Source organism: Roseibium aestuarii, from assembly GCF_008477545.1.
Lineage (GTDB): Bacteria > Pseudomonadota > Alphaproteobacteria > Rhizobiales > Stappiaceae > Roseibium > Roseibium aestuarii.
The window spans coordinates 1,444,032-1,461,121 of the sequence record NZ_VORA01000001.1 but is presented as its reverse complement, the minus strand read 5'-3'; the positions used below and the strand labels follow the sequence as shown (position 1 = coordinate 1,461,121).

Below are 17,090 nucleotides of genomic sequence, written 5' to 3'. Positions count from 1 at the left end.
GCACTATTACAAAAAAGACCAAGGGGCCGCAACTTAAAGGGCCGTCAATGCGACCGATTGATGAGGACCGTCCTTCATATAGGTCAAACCTCTGGAAAAACGAGGGTTTCACGAGGAAGTGGCCGCAGGCTGACGGTTTCGGTGGAGCGGAAGCCCAATCCGGGCGCCAGTCGGGCGTGGAAGGGATGGTCATATCCCTCGACCGCCAGGGTCAGGATATCCATCTCGCCGACGAATCGGGTGGCCATCACCGTGGCCTGCCCGAGGTTCTGCCCGATCTCGCGAGTGATCTCCATGAAGCGGTCCTGACCGGACTTGCGCCCGAGCATGAGACCGGAGGGCCGGATCACGACCCGCACCGGCGCGCCCAGACCGAGCCCCTCCAGCGTGCTGCCGAAGTAGATGTCACGGCGAAACAGGCCGATGGGCGTGTCGACGCCCCCCTCCACCACCGTTCCCGGCAGCTCGTTGAGCTCCGAGAAGAAGCGGGCGGCCGCCAGATCGGCCGGGTTCTCGAAGAAGTCACGCGGCGCTCCCACCTGCACCAGACGGCCCTTGCGCATGAGGGCGATGCGATCGCCCATGCGCATGGCCTCTTCCGGATCGTGGGTGACCACGATGCAGGAGGCACGGCTTTCCCGCAGGATGGCGAGGGTTTCCTCGCGCACCTTGTCGCGCAGGCGCTTGTCGAGGCCAGAGAAGGGCTCATCCATCAGCAGGATGCCCGGCCGGGGCGCCAGGGCGCGGGCAAGCGCCACACGCTGCTGCTCGCCACCGGACAGGGCATGGGGATAGTCCTCGGCGTGGTCGAGCAGCCCGACCCGCGCAAGGGCGGCGCACGCCTGTTCGCGGGCCTCGGCCCGGCCCAGATGCTTCAGGCCGAAGAGCACGTTCTTCAGGATGGTCATGTGCGGGAACAGGGCATAGTCCTGGAACATCAACCCGACCCCGCGCTTTTCCGGCGGCACGAAGCCCCCCTCCCCGGCCACGATGCGGCCATTGATGCGCACCTCGCCGGAGGTCTGGCACTCGACGCCGGCGGCGACCCGCATGAGCGTGGTCTTGCCGCAGCCGGAATGGCCGAGCAGGCACAGGACCTCACCGGGCGCCACCGACAGGGACACATCGTCGAGAGAGGTCACCGGCCCATAGGCATGGGTGATGTTGCGCAGTTCGAGACCGGTTCCGGTTTCCTGGAGGGCAGCGGACGCGGTGGTGTCTGGGGTCAAAGCTTTCATTCCTCCGGATCCGCCTCCTCCGGTCCCGCCAGTTCGGCGGCATCGAAGAGCAGTCCTTCTTCCAGGGGATCCTCGTCTTCGGCAAGGTCGGCAGAATCATTGGGCATCGGCACGAGGAAGTTCGCCGGGATGGCACTGTCGAGCAGTCCGGCCCCTTTCAGTTCCTCGAGACCGGGCAGATCGCGAACATTGTCCAGGCCGAACTGATCGAGGAAGCCGCTGGTCGTGCCATAGGTCACGGGACGTCCCGGCGTCCTGCGGCGGCCGCGCATGCGCACCCATCCGGTCTCCAGCAGCACGTCGAGCGTGCCCTTGGAGGTGGATACACCGCGGATCTCCTCGATCTCGGCCCGGGTCACCGGCTGGTGATAGGCGATGATGGCGAGGGTCTCAAGCGCGGCACGGGAGAGCTTGCGCTGTTCCTCCCGGTTGCGGTGCATGAGGAATTTCAGATCCTCGGCCGTACGGAAGGCCCATTTCCCCGCCACGCGCACAAGATTGACGCCCCGCGTCCGGTAGAAACGCTGCAACTCGGCGAGAAGTGCGGGCACGTCGGCCCGGGCAGGCAACCGCTCAGCCAGCTCGTCGGTCGACAGGGGATCGGCGGAGGCAAAGAGCAGCGCCTCGGCCATGCGCAGGAGGTCGAGGTCGGGCGCGGTGGCTGCGGGCTCGCGTTCGAGCGCGTTCAGCAGGTCGCCCGTGGTGTCTTCGGCCAGGTCCGTGCTCGGGTCCTTGGTGATCGTGCTCATGGGCGTCAGGCTCCTGCAGGCCGCGAGCGAATATAGACCGGGGCGAAGGGTTCGGCCTGACGCAGCTCGATCTGTCCCTCGCGCACCATCTCGAGGCTGGCGGAGAAGGTGCTGGCAATCACGGTGGCGCGATCCTCGTCGTCATAGAGATAGTCCTGCAGAAAGCTGTTGATGGGGGCCCATTCGGCGATGCGGCCGATGAGGCGGGAGAGGATCTCGCGCGCTTCGGCGAGCGACCAGACGTTGCGGCGCAGCACCCGGACCGTGGTAACCGAGCGGCGCTGGCGCTGGGTCGCATAGCTCGACAGCAGTTCGTAGATCGAGGCGGACCAGATGCTCTTCTGTTCCACCGAGGTGTTTTCAGGCGCTCCGCGGGCAAAGACGTCCCGGTTGAGCAGGCAGCCCTCATAGAGCCGTTCGGCGGCAAGCCGCATGGCCTCCAGGCGGCGCAGCCGGAAGGCGAGTGCTGCGGCCAGCTCTTCCCCCGTCGGTTCGTCCTCGCCCTTCTGCTCGGGCAGAAGCAGGCGCGACTTCAGATAGGCTAGCCAGGCGGCCATGACCAGATAGTCGGCCGCCAGTTCCAGACGCATGCGCCGGGCCTCGGCCACGAAGGAGAGATACTGTTCGACGAGGGCCAGGATCGAAATGCGGGCGAGATCCACCTTCTGGCTGCGGGCAAGCGCCAGCAGCAGGTCGAGCGGGCCTTCGAAGCCATCCACATCGACCAGAAGCTGGGGATCGCTCGTGGCGCGGTCCTCCTGAAAGGCCGCGCTGAGCAGATCGTGCTCATCCCCTCGTGCCATGCCCTGTCCCTTGAAGGTCGACGCCGGTCCCGGCGTCCGTCCCCTATTCGTCCACCAGCACGCGGAACCGCGCCCGGGCAGCCTCGATGTCGAAGTCTTCACCGCGCCGGGGATCCACGAAGGCCAGCGCCTCGCGGCAGCGCCGGGCCGACGAACCGGTGAGCAAGGGCGCGACCTCGGCCAGCGCCCGCATGTCCTCGATCTCGCCATTGCAGTGAAGCACAAGATCGCACCCGGCCGCAAAGGTCAGGGCGCTGCGTTCGCGGATATCCCCACCAAGCGCCTTCATGGAGATGTCGTCGCTCATCAGGCAGCCCTGGAAACCGAAGCGGCCGCGGATGATCGTGTCGATGACGAGCGCGCTCTGGGTCGCGGGCGCCACCGGATCGATCTCCGGGAAGCGGATATGCGCCGTCATGGCGAGCGGATATCCGCTCAGCGCCACGAAGGGCGCAAAATCGCACGCGACAAGATCGTCCATGGACGCATCGACCACGGGCAATTCCAGATGGCTGTCGACGGTGGCCCGCCCGTGACCGGGCAGATGCTTGAGCACCGGCAGCACGCCCCCGGCCAGCAGACCCTCGGCAGTCTCCCGGCCAAGCACCGCCACGGCCGCCGGATCGCTGCCATAGGCCCGGTCGCCGATCGCGTCGACGGTGGTCTCGCAGACCACATCCAGCAGCGGCAGGCAATCGACCGTGATGCCAAGCTCGCGCAGCTCATGGGCAATGAGGCGGGCGCCGAGCCATGCGGCCTCGCGCCCCCGGCCCGGATCGACCCGGTAGAGATCGCCGAAGCGCTTCTGCGGCGGGAAGGACGGCCAGTGGGGTGGACGCAACCGCTGCACCCTGCCCCCTTCCTGATCGATCAGGACAGGCGCGTCTGCACGCCCGACCGCCTCGCGGAAGGCGCTCACCAGCGCGCGCACCTGATCCGGGCTCGCGCAGTTGCGACGGAACAGGATCAGCCCCCAGGGCTGGTGCTCGGCAAAGAAGGAAATCTCGTCTGCGGTCAGCGCCTCGCCGGCACATCCGCTGATAAAGGCCTTGATCATGTTCATCGCATATCCGGCGCATGGAATCCGGTCAAGAAGTCCGGTGCCATGGGAGAGACGTCCCGCGCCCGCGCCCCTGCCCCCAGCTGCGGCGATGAAAGCCCCAGCGCAGCGCCTGAGCGCGGCGTCTGCGGGGAGGTTCCCGGCCACCAAGCCTCAAGTGAAATGCCCTGCCCGCCTTGCATCCCCCGGCCGCCCCGGTCATTGATGGGGTGTCATTCACCCCCAGATGCGGAGCCCCCTCCTTGCACGCGCGTCCCGATTTGCCGGAAGGCACCCTGCACCGACTGAAGGTCACCTCCGAAGCCCTGGCATCCAATCTGCTTGGCGATCCCAGCACCCGTACAGTCGTGGTCTATGTCCCCCACGGCCACACCGGCGAGGGCCTGCCGCTGCTGGTGGATCTGGTCGGCTTCACCTCCGGCGGCCCAGCCCACACGAGCTGGAAGAACTTCGGGGAAAATGTTCCCGAGCGGCTCGACCGGCTGATTGCCGATGGCGAGATGCCGCCGGTGGTGGTGGCCTTCCCGGACTGTTTCACCCGGCTGGGCGGCAACCAGTATATCGACAGCGCTGCCATGGGCGGCTGGGCGACCTTCCTGACCACGGACATGCTGGCGGCGGTCGAGGGGCGCTTCGGCTGCGGCGGACCGGGCAGACGCGGGCTCTTCGGCAAGTCGTCGGGGGGCTATGGCTCCATCGTCCACGCCATGCAGCATGCCCGGGTCTGGTCGGCGGCCGCCTGCCATTCCGGCGACATGGCCTTCGAACTCTGCTACCTGCCGGAAATGCCGAGCGCGCTCCGGGCCATGGAGCGCAAGGGCTCCATCGAAAGCTTCATCACGGAGTTCGAGCGCGGTCCGAAATATCCCGGCGGCGCCTTCCACGACCTGATGACCTTCGCCATGGCCGCGACCTATGATCCGGACCCGAAAGCCTTCTGCGGCGTCCGGCTGCCGGTGGACCGCCAGACCTGCGAGATCCTCCCCGACCGCTGGGCCAACTGGCTGGCCTGGGATCCGGTGCGCATGACCGATGACGCCGGTCACCTGAGCGCCCTCAAGAGCCTCAAGGGGCTGTGGATCGATTGCGGCACGGTGGACCAGTACAATCTGCTCTACGGGGCCCGCCGGCTCTCGGCCAAGCTGACGGCCGCCGGCGTCACCCACACCTACGAGGAATTCGACGACAACCACTCCTCCATCGACTACCGGATGGACCGCAGCCTGCCCTTCCTGGCGAAGGCCCTCTGCTGAGCCCACAAGGCGCATCGCCTGCCAACAAAAAACCCGGCCAGTCGGCCGGGTTCAGGCTGCCCACAAAGGGCGATCCCACAGCGCGTCATCCCGGGCAAGCGATAGCGCGACCCGGGATCGGAGAGCCAAAGAACGCTTCCGCACCCACCTCTCTGCCGTCCCGGATGCAGCGCAAGCGGAGATCCGGGACCTCGCAAGCAACGCTCACATGGATCTTCGGGAGAAGGGTTGGTCCCGGCTCAGGGCCGGGACGGCGCGGAGAGAAGCGCGATGCTTCGATAGGCCCTCTCCGTCGTCAAGCCATGACATGACGATCCCTAAGGTGGAGGGCCCTGGTGAAGGCCGAAAAACAGGGTTGATGACGACAGTGAGGTTTGCCGCCTGCCAACAAAAAACCCGGCCAGTCGGCCGGGTTTTTTCGTGTTGCTGAGAGCTGCCCTCGAGAGCATCAGTCCTGACGGACGAAGCAGTCGCCGCCAGCGGCCTTGAGGCTCTCGCAGAGCGAAATCGCCTCGGCCTTGGAGCCGGCCGGAATGCGGGCCCGGTAGAAGGTGCCCTTGCCCTCGATGTCGGCGCGGACGATGACCGCCCGACGGCTGCCAAGTACCGAGGGGAAGCGACGCTGCAGATCCTGATAGGAAGTGCGCGCGGTTTCCTCAGACTGGCGCGAGGTCACCTGAACTACATAGGTGCCCGGAGGAATGGACCCACCGCTGGCAACAGGTGCAGCCGTGACCGGCGCCGAGGCGACCGGAGCCGCCGCGACGGGCGCGGCCGGAGCAGCGCCCAGAACCAGAGGTCCGGAGCTGCGCACGGGGGCACTCGGCTGGGTCGCCACAGGCTGGGTTGCCACAGGTTGGGCGGCAGCGACCACGGTGCGCTCGGACACGCCCGGCTTGGTGCGCGGGATGCCCTTGGGCGCATTGGCCTGATCTTCCGCAGAGGCGGTGGAGGCGAAGGGATCTGCCGCCGCCGCATCAGGCTGCGTGCCATCCTGAGCAGGCGCAAAGGGATCCGGAGCCGCGGCCGTCTGGGCACCTGCGTCCGGACCATTGGCGGACGGTGCGAAGGGATCGTTGGCCGCGGGAGCGGAAGTCTCGGCGGAGGTTACACCGGCATCCGGCAGCGGCGTCGCGGGAGACGCGTCGGCCGCAGGCTGCGTCGCAGAGGAACCGTTGACCGCGGCCGGGCTGGTGTCGATCACTCGCGCCTGGGTCTGACCGGCACCTTCGCCGGACACGATGCTGCCATCCGGGCGCACGACAAGGGTGCGCACCTTCTTCGGGCCGCCGGGAACCAGCGGATCGGTGGTCACGACCTCATCGGGCGCGGGTGGCAGGGCTGCGGGTTCGGTCTTTTCCGGCAGGATCAGCCGCTCGCGGCTCGTGTCGGAGGTGCCATCCACCCGGTCATAGATCAGCTTGGAGCCGGAATCATCCTCCTCCTTGGCCGGTTCCATGACCTTGAGCGGGCCTTCGAGACCGGCAATCACGGGGGCGGGACCATCGGGGATCACCACGCTGTCGCCACCGCCGACGAGGGCATAGCCGATCCCGCCGAGAACGACCACGCCGAGAACGGCAGCGGCGACGCCCAGGCCCTTGCGATTGCGCGCGGCCCCGCGGGGAACGGCCACTTCTTCCTCATGGCTGTGGGGCGGCAGAACGCCGGAGCGGCCGATGGTCGGGTCGCTCTCCTGCATGGCGGCAGCAACCGCGTCGAGATCATAGCCTTCGGGGGGCGGCGCTTCCTCATCGTCATCCCCTTGGGGAAGCCGGTTGGCCGCCGCAGGCCAGGCCATATCGTCGATGTCCTGCGAGAGGCTCGCGGAGCCGGAGAGGCTGCGATAGTCACCGCGCGCGGGCTGTGAGGTTGCCGGCGTATCGAAGACCGGATCGGTCAGGGACGCAGCGCCAAAGGCCGGATCATCGAGAAAATCGTCGGAGACGAGCGGTCGGCCAGTGGACGCACCACGACCGGAGGCGGGCTGGGCGCCGTGGCTTGCGGCGGTGTAGGCCGCAGCCCCGAACGATGACCGATCGGCCGACGATGCAGGCTCCGTCAGGTCGGCCGCATCGGGCGCGCCGCCACGGCTCAGACTGTCGGAGGCTGCCGGGGTTTCCTCGGTGACGAAGCCGCCCACTTCGGCGAAATAGCCCTCGCTGCGCACGGAATTGCGCGACGCGGAAGACGCGGCCAGCTGACCGAGTTCGGCAAAGAGCGCATCGAGATCCGTCGCGGGCGCCGGGGTCGGTGCGGCGGCGGCCGTCCTTGCACCCTGATCCGACACCGGCTCACGGCTGGCCTGGACCGCATCCGCATAGGTCGGCTCGTCCTCAATATCGTCACTCAGCTCGCCGTCACCGGGCGCCTCGTCCGCGTAAGCGTCCTGCGCATAGTCGTCTTGCGCATACTCCGCCTCACCGCCGTCGAAGAGATCATCCTCATCGGCACTATCCAGATGCGGCTCATGACGCGGCGCGGCACGCAAAGGGTCATCGACCTGGGTTTCATCGAGCTGCAGGTCGGCAGAAAATTCGCGTTCGAAGGAGAGATCCGCCGGACCGCCGGCAAACGGCGCACGGGGCTGGAGATCGATGTCGTCATCGGCCTCGGGCTGGCGACGGGTGAAGTCAAAGGAACTGCGGAAGGCCCCGATCAGCTCATCCTCGAGCGCGGGGAAGCCCTCCTCCTCGCCCTGATCCGCAGGGGACTGCACGGCCGGGGCGCCGCCCAGGCGGGGCTCGACCCGCACGGCGGGGGCGGCATGTTGCGCGTGGGAAACGGAAGCCGGTGCCTGAACCTCGTCCGGGCTTTCCTCGGCCCAGTCCTGCGCCCAGCCCTGGGTCTCGTAATCCTCGTCACGCAGCGGTGCCTGAGGTGCAGCAGAGCCACCGAATGCAGGCTCCTGCCGGCTGCCGAAGGACGGCTCCTGGCGCGTCCCCATCACCGGCTCGCGGCGCTGGGTGTCGTGGTCATGGTCATGTTCATGGGCATGATCGTGGGCGCGGCCATGAGCCGCCTGCGGACGGGTCTCCGCCTGAGGGCGCTCGGCGCGCGTGTCCTGACCGAAATCCGGAAAATCATCCAGACCGGCAAAATAGTCCGTTGTGCCGACACGATCGCTCGTCACGCTTCCCCCTGACGGCCGGGTGCGGTTGACGATGCGCGCCAACTCGACCAGCGGATCTTCCGCCGCAGCCGTTTCATCACTTTGCCCCGCCGGGCGCAAACTGGGCGCGTCAGACGAGGAATGTTCATTGTCTCGTGCCATAGGCTTCAGCTGTCCGGCCATAGTCTTCGCCCGCCGAACCGTGCCGCGCGGCCTTCAGCCTGCGACAAAATACGACGGGCGCTTGCAGGCTCAGCGCATTTCCAGCGGCGCATCCACGCCAAGAATCGCCAAACCTGATGCAATCACCTTCGATATTGCACGTACCAAAGCAAGACGCGCCAGAGTTAATTTTGGATTATCGGGATGAATGAAGCGCAATTGAGGCGCTTCCTTGCCCCGGTTCCAGTGGCCGTGAAGGGCGCTGGCGAGCTCGTGCAGATAGAAGGCGACCCGGTGCGCCTCATGGGTTTCGGCTGCGGCCTCGACGATGCGCGGCCAGCTCGCCATGCGGGCGATCAGCTCCAGTTCCGACGGATCGTCGAGGAGTGACAGGTCAGCCTCGCGCAGGGCGGCATCGGACAGGTCGAGGCCCGGCAGCTCTTCGCCCGCCTGACGCATGACCGAATGGCAGCGGGCATGGCCGTATTGCACATAGAAGACCGGGTTGTCCTTGGACTGCTCGGTCACCTTCTGGAAGTCGAAGTCCAGCGGCGCGTCGTTCTTCCGGTAGAGCATCATGAAGCGGACCGGATCCCGGCCAACCTCATCCACCACATCGCGCAGGGTGACGAAGTTGCCCGAGCGCTTGGACATCTTGAAGGGCTCGCCGGCACGGAACAGCTTCACCAGCTGGCAGAGACGCACGATGACTTCGGACTTGCCGCCGGACACCGCCTTGCCCACCGCCTGCAGACGCTTGACGTAGCCGCCGTGGTCGGCGCCGAGGATGTAGATCATCTCGTCAAAGCCGCGCAGATACTTGTCGCGGAAATAGGCCACGTCGGCGGCGAAATAGGTGTAGGAGCCGTCGGACTTCTTCAGCGCCCGGTCCGTGTCGTCGCCATAATCGGAGGCGCGGAACAGGGTCTGCTCGCGGTCTTCCCAGTCATCGGGCACTTCGCCCTTCGGCGGCGGCAGGGTGCCTTCGTAGACCAGACCGTCGCCGCGCAGGGCCTCGAGCATCTCGTCGATCTTCGAGGGCTTGCCGTCTACGTGGTCATGCAGGGTCTTCTCGGAGAAGAAGACGTCATGGTTGACGTTGAGCTGAGCCAGATCCTCGCGGATCATGTCCATCATGGCGCTGACGGTGAAGGGCTTGACGATGGCGAACCAGCCGTCCTCGTCCATGGACTTCAGCTCGGTGCCATAATTCTCGGCCAGCGCCTTGCCGACGGGGACCAGATAATCGCCCGGATAGAGACCGGCCGGGATCTCGCCGATGTCCTCGCCGAGCGCCTCGAGATAGCGCAGATAGGCGGAGCGGGCGAGCGTGTCGATCTGGGAGCCCGCGTCGTTGATGTAATATTCGCGGGTCACATCATAGCCCGCGTAGGCAAGCAGGTTGGCCAGCGCATCGCCGACAACCGCGCCACGGGTATGGCCCACGTGCATCGGACCGGTCGGATTGGCGGAGACATATTCCACGTTGACCTTCTTGCCCGCACCAAGGGTGGCGCGGCCGAAGTCCTCGCCCTTTTCGGTGATGGCGGCAAGGATCCGGTGCCAAACGGCCGGGGCCACGCGCAGGTTGATGAAGCCCGGACCGGCCACGGAGACCTCGGTCACGTCCGCATCCTGGGAGAGACGCTCGGCCAGCCGGTCGGCCAGATCGCGCGGCTTCATGCCCAGCGGCTTGGCCAGAACCATGGCGGCGTTGGTGGCCAGATCCCCGTGGGCCGGGTCACGCGGGCTTTCCACGGTCACGCGGCTCAGGTCGAGCTCGGAGCCATCCGGCATTGCAAGGTCGAGCTGACCAAGGGCGACACGCACCCGCTCAGCGAATTCGGCGAAGATATTCATATCCATCCAACCGGCAGAGAGTGAATTCAGGAACAGCGCCGCGGCCGGCCCACAAGGCCGCAAGTCATCGCGGAGCAAAATCGAGCTGGGGCCTAACCCAAATCCGGGGTGTCGTCAAACAATCTGCGGTGTTCGTCTATGGCGTAACGATCCGTCATCCCGGCAATATAGTCGCAGACCCGGCGGGCAAGCGCCGGCTGGGAAAGGCTTTCCAGACCGACGTTCCAGGGCCTGGGCATGTCCTGCGGACGAGCCATGAAGGCGCCGAAGAGCTCGCGCACCACACGGGCCACCTGCCGGCGCACGGCCAGCACATCCTCGTGCCGGTAGACCCGGGCGAAGAGGAAGGTCTTCACCTGTCGTTCCGCCGCTGCCATTTCCGGGGAAAAGCTGACGAGGCAGCGTCCGGCGTTGCGCACATCCTCCACGGAGCGCGGATCGACCTCCTTCAGGCGCTTCAGCGCCTCGGTGATCACGTCCTCCACCATGCGGGTGATGGAGCGGCGGACGATCTCGTGGATCCGGCGCCCCTCTTCCAGTCCCGGATACTTCGTGTCGACTTCCGACAGGATGTCGGCGAGATAGGGCACCTCGCGCATGTCCTCGATGGCAAAGAGCCCGGCGCGCAGGCCGTCGTCGAGGTCATGGGCGTCATAGGCAATGTCGTCGGCTATCGCTGCCGCCTGGGCCTCCGCGCTCGGCCAGGTGTCGAGGGCCAGATCGTGGCGCTGCTGATAGGTGCGGATCGCATAGGGAAGCTGGCTGCCCGCGAACTTGCCGAGCGGATGGCCCTGCGGGTCGACGAGCGGCCCGTTGTGCTTGACCAGACCCTCCAGGGTCTCCCAGGCGAGGTTCAGACCGTCGAACTCCGCATAGCGGTGCTCGAGCGAGGTTACCACCCGCAGGGACTGGGCGTTGTGATCGAAGCCCTCGAAGGCGGCCATGCATTCATGCAGGACATCCTCGCCCTCGTGCCCGAAGGGGGTGTGGCCCAGATCATGGGCGAGCGCGAGGCATTCGGCCAGATCCTCGTCGAGGCGCAGGGCGCGGGCGAGCGCGCGGGCGATCTGGGACACCTCGATCGTGTGGGTCAGCCGGGTGCGGAAATGGTCGCCCTCGTGATAGACGAAGACCTGGGTCTTGTGCTTGAGGCGGCGGAAGGCCGTGGAATGGATGATCCGGTCGCGGTCACGCTGGAAGGGCGTGCGGGTCGGGCTGTCGGGTTCGGGATGCAGACGACCACGGGTCTCGAAGGGTTTCTGGGCGAAGACCGCCCGTTCCTGTGCGCCGAAACCGACTTCCTTCAGGGTCTTGTCCACTCTCACCTCTTCCCGTTGCATTGCGGTTGCGCGCCGCTGTCGTGCGCGGGTTGTTGACGCGGAGCCTGCCACTCCTTACCTGTCTGGGGCAAGGAAGGGTCTTGCCCCTGCCCCGCTTTGACGAGGCGCCTGATTTCTTCCGCTCCGCGCGCCTCGCTCCCGAGGTCCCGGAGAATCGTTTCAAGCAGAACGGCAGCACCATGAGCGAAACACTTGAAAATCCGGTAACAGTAACCGACCGCGCTGCCAAGCGGATTGCAAAGATCCTGAGCGGCGAACCGGCAGGCACCATGCTGCGCGTTTCCGTCGAGGGCGGCGGATGCTCCGGCCTGCAATACAAGTATGATCTTGTGGCCGACCGGGAGGCCGATGATCTGGTTCTGGAAAAGAATGGGGTCACGGTGCTGGTGGATGCCATCTCGCTCCAGTACATGGGCGGATCGGAAATCGACTTCGTCGACGACCTGATGGGACAGTCCTTCCAGATCAACAATCCCCATGCGGTCGCCGGCTGCGGCTGCGGCACCAGCTTCACGATCTGACGCGCGTCACAACCGACCGCACAGAGTTTCGAGGGCGCCGGATCTCCGGCGCCTTTTCTTGTGCCCGCGCCTCTTTTCATGCCCGCCCCGGCCCTTTCCCCAGAGAATCGCCCCGCCGCGGGGCGCTGCGACAGGACAGCGGCCTTCGAGCGATGCTAAGACTGCGGCATCAATCGCCCACATGAAGACGAGCGCCGGGGTTTCACCATGAAGATCGCTACCTGGAACATCAACGGCGTCAAGGCGCGGATCGATACGGTTCTGGCCTGGCTGGACGAGGCGAAACCCGATCTCGCCTGTTTCCAGGAGATCAAGTCGGTGGACGAGGCCTTCCCACGCCAGCCCTTCGAGGATCTGGGTTACAATCTGGAAATCCACGGCCAGAAGGGCTTCAACGGCGTGGCGCTGCTATCGCGCATGCCGCTCGAGGACGTGACCCGCGGCCTGCCCGGCGACGACACGGATGAACAGGCCCGCTACATCGAGGGCACGGTGTCCACCGAGACCGGCGCGGTGCGTGTCGGCTGTCTCTATCTGCCCAACGGCAATCCGCTGGGCACGGAGAAGTTTCCCTACAAGCTCGGCTGGATGGAACGGCTGATCGACAACACCCGCAAGCGTCTGGCGGAAGAAACCCCGTTCCTGCTGCTCGGGGATTACAACGTCATCCCCGAGCCGATGGACGCGGCCCGGCCCGAGGCCTGGGTGGACGATGCCCTGTTCCAGCCCGAGAGCCGGAGGAACTTCCGCGCGCTCCTCAATCTCGGCATGACCGAGGCGGTCCGGGCCTGCACCTCCGCCCCGCAGACCTATACGTTCTGGGACTATCAGGCCGGCGCCTGGCAGAAGAACAACGGGATCCGCATCGACCACGTGCTGATGTCGCCGCAGGCGACCGACCTCTTCCGGGGCTGCGGGATCGATGCCCATGTGCGCGGCTGGGAGAAGCCCTCCGATCACGTGCCGGTCTGGGTCGATCTGGCGGCCTGACCGCCGCGACCTGTCCCGACACGCAGCGCAAACGCAAAAGGACGGCTCAAGGCCGTCCTTTATCATGTCTCGCAAGTCTTGATGCCGTGCCCTTACTGGGCGGGGGCTGCCGGAATGCTCTGGGCGGCCTGGACGGTGAGCGTGTCGCTCAGGTCCGGCCGGTTGTGCTGCATCCAGCCTTCGGCCATCACGAGGGCCTGACGGCGGATGTCCTCGCTGGCGCGGGCGAAATAGGTCTCGTGCAGGGCGCCGATCCAGTCATCCTGAACGCCGCGGCTCTGCCACTGGGCCACCGTCAGCCACATGAGGCCGCGGGCGCGGCGGTCATCGGACTGGGCCATGTCGAAGAGGGTCTCGCCAAGGCGGGCCTGGGCGGCCACATGGCCCTTGAGCGCGGCCAGATTGAACACGCGCACGGCCTCGAGGCGGCGATCCTGCTGATAGATCAGCCCCAGCTCGTACTGGGCCTGCGGATCCCCAAAGTTGAAGGCAGCGGAGCGGAAGAGCTTTTCGGCAAACTGGGTGTTGCGCGGCACCACGCCGTCGATGCCGGTCTTGAAGAAGTTGCCGAGGGCGACATAGGCGCTGGCGACATAGGGCGCTGCGCGGGAGTCGAGCCGATCGGATTCGTGCTGGCGGATCACCTGGCTGTAGTACTGGAAAGCCATGCGGTCGTCTTCGGTGACGCCATCGCCGGTCTCGTACATCTTGCCGAGCTTCCAGGCCGCACCCGGTTCGCCCTTCTCGGCGGCATATTGCAGGGAGGTCAGAGCGCCGGACGCGTCTCCGGCCTTGGACTGGCCAAGCCAGTTGCGCAGGGCTTCCTGACGGCTGGGCTCCTGGGGCACACCGGCGGGCTGAGGCAGGATCGACACGGTCGGCCGCGGTTCGCCGTCGAAGGCGAGCGCCGGACCGGTCGGGGCCAGAGTGGCCAGGGCCAGAACCATCCCCGTTACTGTTACCGCATTCCGCATGGCGGACATGATGTCCAACTCTTTCGCTCGTTGTTGACGGGTCGAAGCCCGGATCCGTTCGCCAGATGCTGCGCAGACCTGCGCGCCCACTGTCGTCCCGGACCCCTCACCACTCTCATGGCGAGACGTGCCTCGACGCCCCCTGATGCGTCCCCGGTCCCTCGGACCCGATCCCATGGCACCGTTGTAGCGGCGCATTGGGACAGGAATTTGGCCCCGGTCCGGCAAGGCGACGACATTTTCCGATCGTTTCCAACCGGCATCTTGCCCTCTCGTGCCGTGGCTCAACATCTGATGATCAAACATGGCCGAAGAGCGGCAGCAATCGGGAATGACTCCGTCACACGCATGTCCGTTCCGGGGTGTTGCAACCGCGCCACATTCCCTCGCCATTTGCCGCAGTGCAGCGCAGGTTTCAGCGGTTTCGGGGCCCTCGAAACCCGATCTCCGGCTGGCCGCGATCGCCTTTTCGGCACCGAAATCAGGCGCACCACCCCTCCCCGGAGCCCTGCCCCAATACCGCCGGACAGGTTGCCCTTCGGTTAACCATAAGTTCCGGAACCGGACAGCCGCCTTTTGCCAGCAGGTGGCGGAGGAGCGCCGTGACGCCCGCCGGGCGGAGCACGGGTCCCCAGCGGCAAAATGAGGCCGGGACACGGCCGAATCCCCGACTTGGCTGGGGATATGTCGAAATGTTCCACTTTTGTTCAAGGACAGGGCGGAAAGATTCGGTAAATCCTAAAGCCTGTCCGGCATGGTCAAGCCGCAGCCGGCTGCGGTTTCCTCTGCCATGATCGGGGCACGCCGCAGGGCGTCCCTGGCTGACGCCGATGGCCGGACCCGGATGCCCAGTCCCGCACCCAGACCTCCTTGCGGAGATCGACGCCGGGACGGACCTTGAGTGGATGTGAGCAGAGCATGAGCGCGAAGAACGATCTTTTTGGCGGAACGGCCGCGAAGCTGGAGACGGAGACCTCGTCCGAACCGGCGCCGCAGTCTGCCGCCGCCGCGCCCAGTTCGTCGCCGAGCGCCACGCCGAAGCCCGCCCCCCAGCGCAACGAGACGCCTCCCCCGGCCGCCAGCAGCGACTATTCCGCCGCCGACATCGAGGTCCTGGAAGGGCTCGAGCCGGTGCGCCGCCGTCCGGGCATGTATATCGGGGGAACGGACGAGAAGGCCCTGCACCATCTCTTTGCCGAGGTGATCGACAATTCCATGGACGAGGCGGTCGCCGGACATGCCTCCTGGATCGACGTGACTCTGGACACGGAAGGCTACCTGACCGTGACCGACAACGGTCGTGGCATTCCGGTCGATCCTCATCCGAAATTCAAGGACAAGTCGGCGCTGGAGGTCATCATGACGACGCTCCACGCCGGCGGAAAGTTCGACAGCAAGGCCTACGAGACCTCCGGCGGCCTGCACGGGGTTGGCGTTTCCGTGGTCAACGCCCTGTCGGAAGATCTGATCGTCGAGGTGGCCCGCGCCCGCAAGCTCTATCGCCAGCGCTTCCAGCGCGGCATCCCGCAAGGCGGGCTCGAGCTGGTCGGCGACACCCAGAACCGGCGCGGCACCCTGGTCCGCTTCAAGCCCGACTGGCAGATCTTCGGCAAGGACGCGAAGTTCGATCCCGCCCGCCTGATGAAGATGGCCCGCTCCAAGGCCTATCTCTTCAACGGGGTGGAGATCCGCTGGCATTGCGCCCCGGCGCTGCTGGGCGAGAAGAGCGAGACGCCGGCCGAGGCCGTTTTCCACTTCCCCGGCGGCCTGAAAGACTATCTGGACGAAAGCCTGACCAAGGAACGCAAGGTCGTCGATGACGTCTTTGCCGGGCGCACCGCCAAGACCAGCGGCCACGGCGCCGTGGAATGGGCGGTCAGCTGGTTCGCCGGCGACGGTTTCGTCAACTCCTACTGCAATACCGTTCCGACACCGGAAGGCGGCACCCATGAGGCAGGTCTGCGCTATGCCCTGCTGCGCGGCCTCAAGGCCTATGGGGAGCTCACCAACAACAAGAAGGCGGCGCTGATCACCGGCGACGACGTGATGACCTCGGCGGGCGCCATGCTCTCCGTCTTCATCCGCGAGCCGGAATTTGTCGGCCAGACCAAGGACAAGCTGGCCACCAACGAGGCGACCCGCATCGCCGAGAACGCCATTCGCGACGCCTTCGACCACTGGCTCACCGCCTCCCCCAACCAGGCCAACAAGCTGCTGGAATGGGTGATCGACCGGGCCGAGGAACGGCTGCGCCGGCGCCAGGAAAAGGACGTGGCGCGCAAGACCGCCGTGCGCAAGCTGCGCCTGCCCGGCAAGCTGGCGGACTGTTCCCAGAACCAGGCGGAGGGCTCGGAGCTCTTCATCGTGGAGGGCGATTCGGCAGGTGGCTCGGCCAAGCAGGCGCGCAACCGGCGCAATCAGGCCATCCTGCCCTTGCGCGGCAAGATCCTGAACGTGGCCAATGCGGGCCGCGACAAGCTGGTCGCCAACCAGCAGCTGGCCGACCTGATCCAGGCGCTCGGCTGCGGCACCCGCTCAGCCTACAAGGACGAGGAGCTGCGCTACGAGAAGGTCATCGTCATGACCGATGCGGACGTGGACGGTGCCCATATCGCCTCGCTGCTGATCACCTTCTTCTATCGCGAAATGCCGAACATGATCCGCAACGGCCATCTCTATCTGGCCGTGCCGCCGCTCTACCGCCTGAGCCAGGGCGGCAAGACCATCTACGCCCGCACCGACGCCCACAAGGACGAGCTGCTCTCCACCGTCTTCAAGGGCAAGGGCAAGGTCGACATCGGCCGGTTCAAGGGTCTGGGCGAGATGCTGCCCTCGCAGCTGAAGGAAACCACCATGGATCCGGAGAAGCGCACCCTGCTGCGGGTCTCCATCGACGAACGCCCGGAAGCGGCGACCGCCGACACGGTGGAACAGCTCATGGGCAACAAGCCGGAGGCTCGCTTCCGCTTCATCCAGGAGAACGCCGAGTTCGCCCACGACCTCGACATCTGAGGCCTTGCGCGAATCC

Annotated in this window: 12 protein-coding genes; 4 read left to right on the top strand and 8 right to left on the bottom strand. The window is 66.2% G+C overall.

What is annotated here, in order from left to right; all coding sequences use genetic code 11:
* Positions 1-83: 83 nt before the first annotated feature.
* Genes FR728_RS06230 through nagZ form a run of 4 tightly spaced genes read right to left on the bottom strand, consistent with a single transcriptional unit; the run spans position 84 to position 3,847 of the window.
* Positions 84-1,238: an ABC transporter ATP-binding protein gene (locus FR728_RS06230; protein ID WP_149891722.1), complete on the bottom strand. Its 1,155-nt coding sequence runs from the start codon at positions 1,236-1,238 to the stop codon at positions 84-86.
* Entirely contained in the window at positions 1,235-1,987 is a 753-nt protein-coding gene (gene scpB / locus FR728_RS06225; RefSeq protein ID WP_149891721.1) for an SMC-Scp complex subunit ScpB, read from the bottom strand. The genes FR728_RS06230 and scpB overlap by 4 nt, the downstream gene beginning before the upstream one ends.
* 5 nt (positions 1,988-1,992) lie before the next feature.
* Positions 1,993-2,790 carry a segregation and condensation protein A gene (locus FR728_RS06220; protein WP_149891720.1) on the bottom strand — a complete coding sequence of 266 codons (798 nt, stop codon included), beginning with the start codon at positions 2,788-2,790 and terminating at the stop codon, positions 1,993-1,995.
* Between the two features lie 43 nt (positions 2,791-2,833).
* The gene (gene nagZ, locus FR728_RS06215; RefSeq protein ID WP_149892242.1) at positions 2,834-3,847 is read right to left on the bottom strand and encodes a beta-N-acetylhexosaminidase; all 1,014 of its coding nucleotides are present in this window, start codon (positions 3,845-3,847) and stop codon (positions 2,834-2,836) included.
* A 245-nt stretch (positions 3,848-4,092) separates the two neighbouring features.
* Here nagZ and FR728_RS06210 point away from each other — a divergent pair, with 245 nt between their 5' ends.
* Positions 4,093-5,103 carry an alpha/beta hydrolase gene (locus FR728_RS06210; RefSeq protein WP_149891719.1) on the top strand — a complete coding sequence of 337 codons (1,011 nt, stop codon included), beginning with the start codon at positions 4,093-4,095 and terminating at the stop codon, positions 5,101-5,103.
* A gap of 448 nt (positions 5,104-5,551) precedes the next feature.
* Here the strand turns inward: FR728_RS06210 and FR728_RS06205 are convergent, their stop codons facing one another.
* The 3 genes from FR728_RS06205 to FR728_RS06195 form a co-directional block, all read right to left on the bottom strand.
* A complete protein-coding gene (locus FR728_RS06205) occupies positions 5,552-8,236 on the bottom strand; it encodes an SPOR domain-containing protein (RefSeq protein ID WP_188318806.1) in 2,685 nt (894 codons plus the stop codon).
* Between the two features lie 231 nt (positions 8,237-8,467).
* Positions 8,468-10,237 carry an arginine--tRNA ligase gene (gene argS, locus FR728_RS06200; RefSeq protein ID WP_149891717.1) on the bottom strand — a complete coding sequence of 590 codons (1,770 nt, stop codon included), beginning with the start codon at positions 10,235-10,237 and terminating at the stop codon, positions 8,468-8,470.
* 92 nt (positions 10,238-10,329) lie between these two features.
* On the bottom strand, positions 10,330-11,577 hold the full coding sequence (locus FR728_RS06195) for a deoxyguanosinetriphosphate triphosphohydrolase (RefSeq protein WP_149891716.1): 1,248 nt from the start codon (positions 11,575-11,577) through the stop codon (positions 10,330-10,332).
* Between the two features lie 179 nt (positions 11,578-11,756).
* Here FR728_RS06195 and erpA point away from each other — a divergent pair, with 179 nt between their 5' ends.
* Positions 11,757-12,098, top strand: a complete 342-nt coding sequence (erpA, locus tag FR728_RS06190) for an iron-sulfur cluster insertion protein ErpA (RefSeq protein ID WP_149891715.1) — start codon at positions 11,757-11,759, stop codon at positions 12,096-12,098.
* 207 nt (positions 12,099-12,305) lie between these two features.
* On the top strand, positions 12,306-13,088 hold the full coding sequence (gene xth, locus FR728_RS06185) for an exodeoxyribonuclease III (protein ID WP_149891714.1): 783 nt from the start codon (positions 12,306-12,308) through the stop codon (positions 13,086-13,088).
* Between the two features lie 92 nt (positions 13,089-13,180).
* On the opposite strand, the gene FR728_RS06180 is transcribed toward xth, so the two are convergent.
* Positions 13,181-14,071, bottom strand: a complete 891-nt coding sequence (locus FR728_RS06180) for a tetratricopeptide repeat protein (protein ID WP_149891713.1) — start codon at positions 14,069-14,071, stop codon at positions 13,181-13,183.
* 909 nt (positions 14,072-14,980) lie between these two features.
* Between FR728_RS06180 and parE the strand changes: the two genes are divergently transcribed.
* The gene (gene parE / locus FR728_RS06175) at positions 14,981-17,074 is read left to right on the top strand and encodes a DNA topoisomerase IV subunit B (RefSeq protein WP_149891712.1); all 2,094 of its coding nucleotides are present in this window, start codon (positions 14,981-14,983) and stop codon (positions 17,072-17,074) included.
* Positions 17,075-17,090 lie beyond the last annotated feature (16 nt).

What these genes read in the sequence shown, in the direction of transcription:
- erpA (WP_149891715.1), top strand. Translation starts at nt 11,757, where the DNA reads ATGAGCGAAACACTTGAAAATCCGGTAACAGTAACCGACCGCGCTGCC.
- scpB (WP_149891721.1), bottom strand. Translation starts at nt 1,987, where the DNA reads ATGAGCACGATCACCAAGGACCCGAGCACGGACCTGGCCGAAGACACC.
- parE (WP_149891712.1), top strand. Translation starts at nt 14,981, where the DNA reads ATGAGCGCGAAGAACGATCTTTTTGGCGGAACGGCCGCGAAGCTGGAG.
- nagZ (WP_149892242.1), bottom strand. Translation starts at nt 3,847, where the DNA reads ATGATCAAGGCCTTTATCAGCGGATGTGCCGGCGAGGCGCTGACCGCA.
- xth (WP_149891714.1), top strand. Translation starts at nt 12,306, where the DNA reads ATGAAGATCGCTACCTGGAACATCAACGGCGTCAAGGCGCGGATCGAT.
- FR728_RS06180 (WP_149891713.1), bottom strand. Translation starts at nt 14,071, where the DNA reads ATGTCCGCCATGCGGAATGCGGTAACAGTAACGGGGATGGTTCTGGCC.
- FR728_RS06195 (WP_149891716.1), bottom strand. Translation starts at nt 11,577, where the DNA reads ATGCAACGGGAAGAGGTGAGAGTGGACAAGACCCTGAAGGAAGTCGGT.
- FR728_RS06220 (WP_149891720.1), bottom strand. Translation starts at nt 2,790, where the DNA reads ATGGCACGAGGGGATGAGCACGATCTGCTCAGCGCGGCCTTTCAGGAG.
- argS (WP_149891717.1), bottom strand. Translation starts at nt 10,237, where the DNA reads ATGAATATCTTCGCCGAATTCGCTGAGCGGGTGCGTGTCGCCCTTGGT.
- FR728_RS06230 (WP_149891722.1), bottom strand. Translation starts at nt 1,238, where the DNA reads ATGAAAGCTTTGACCCCAGACACCACCGCGTCCGCTGCCCTCCAGGAA.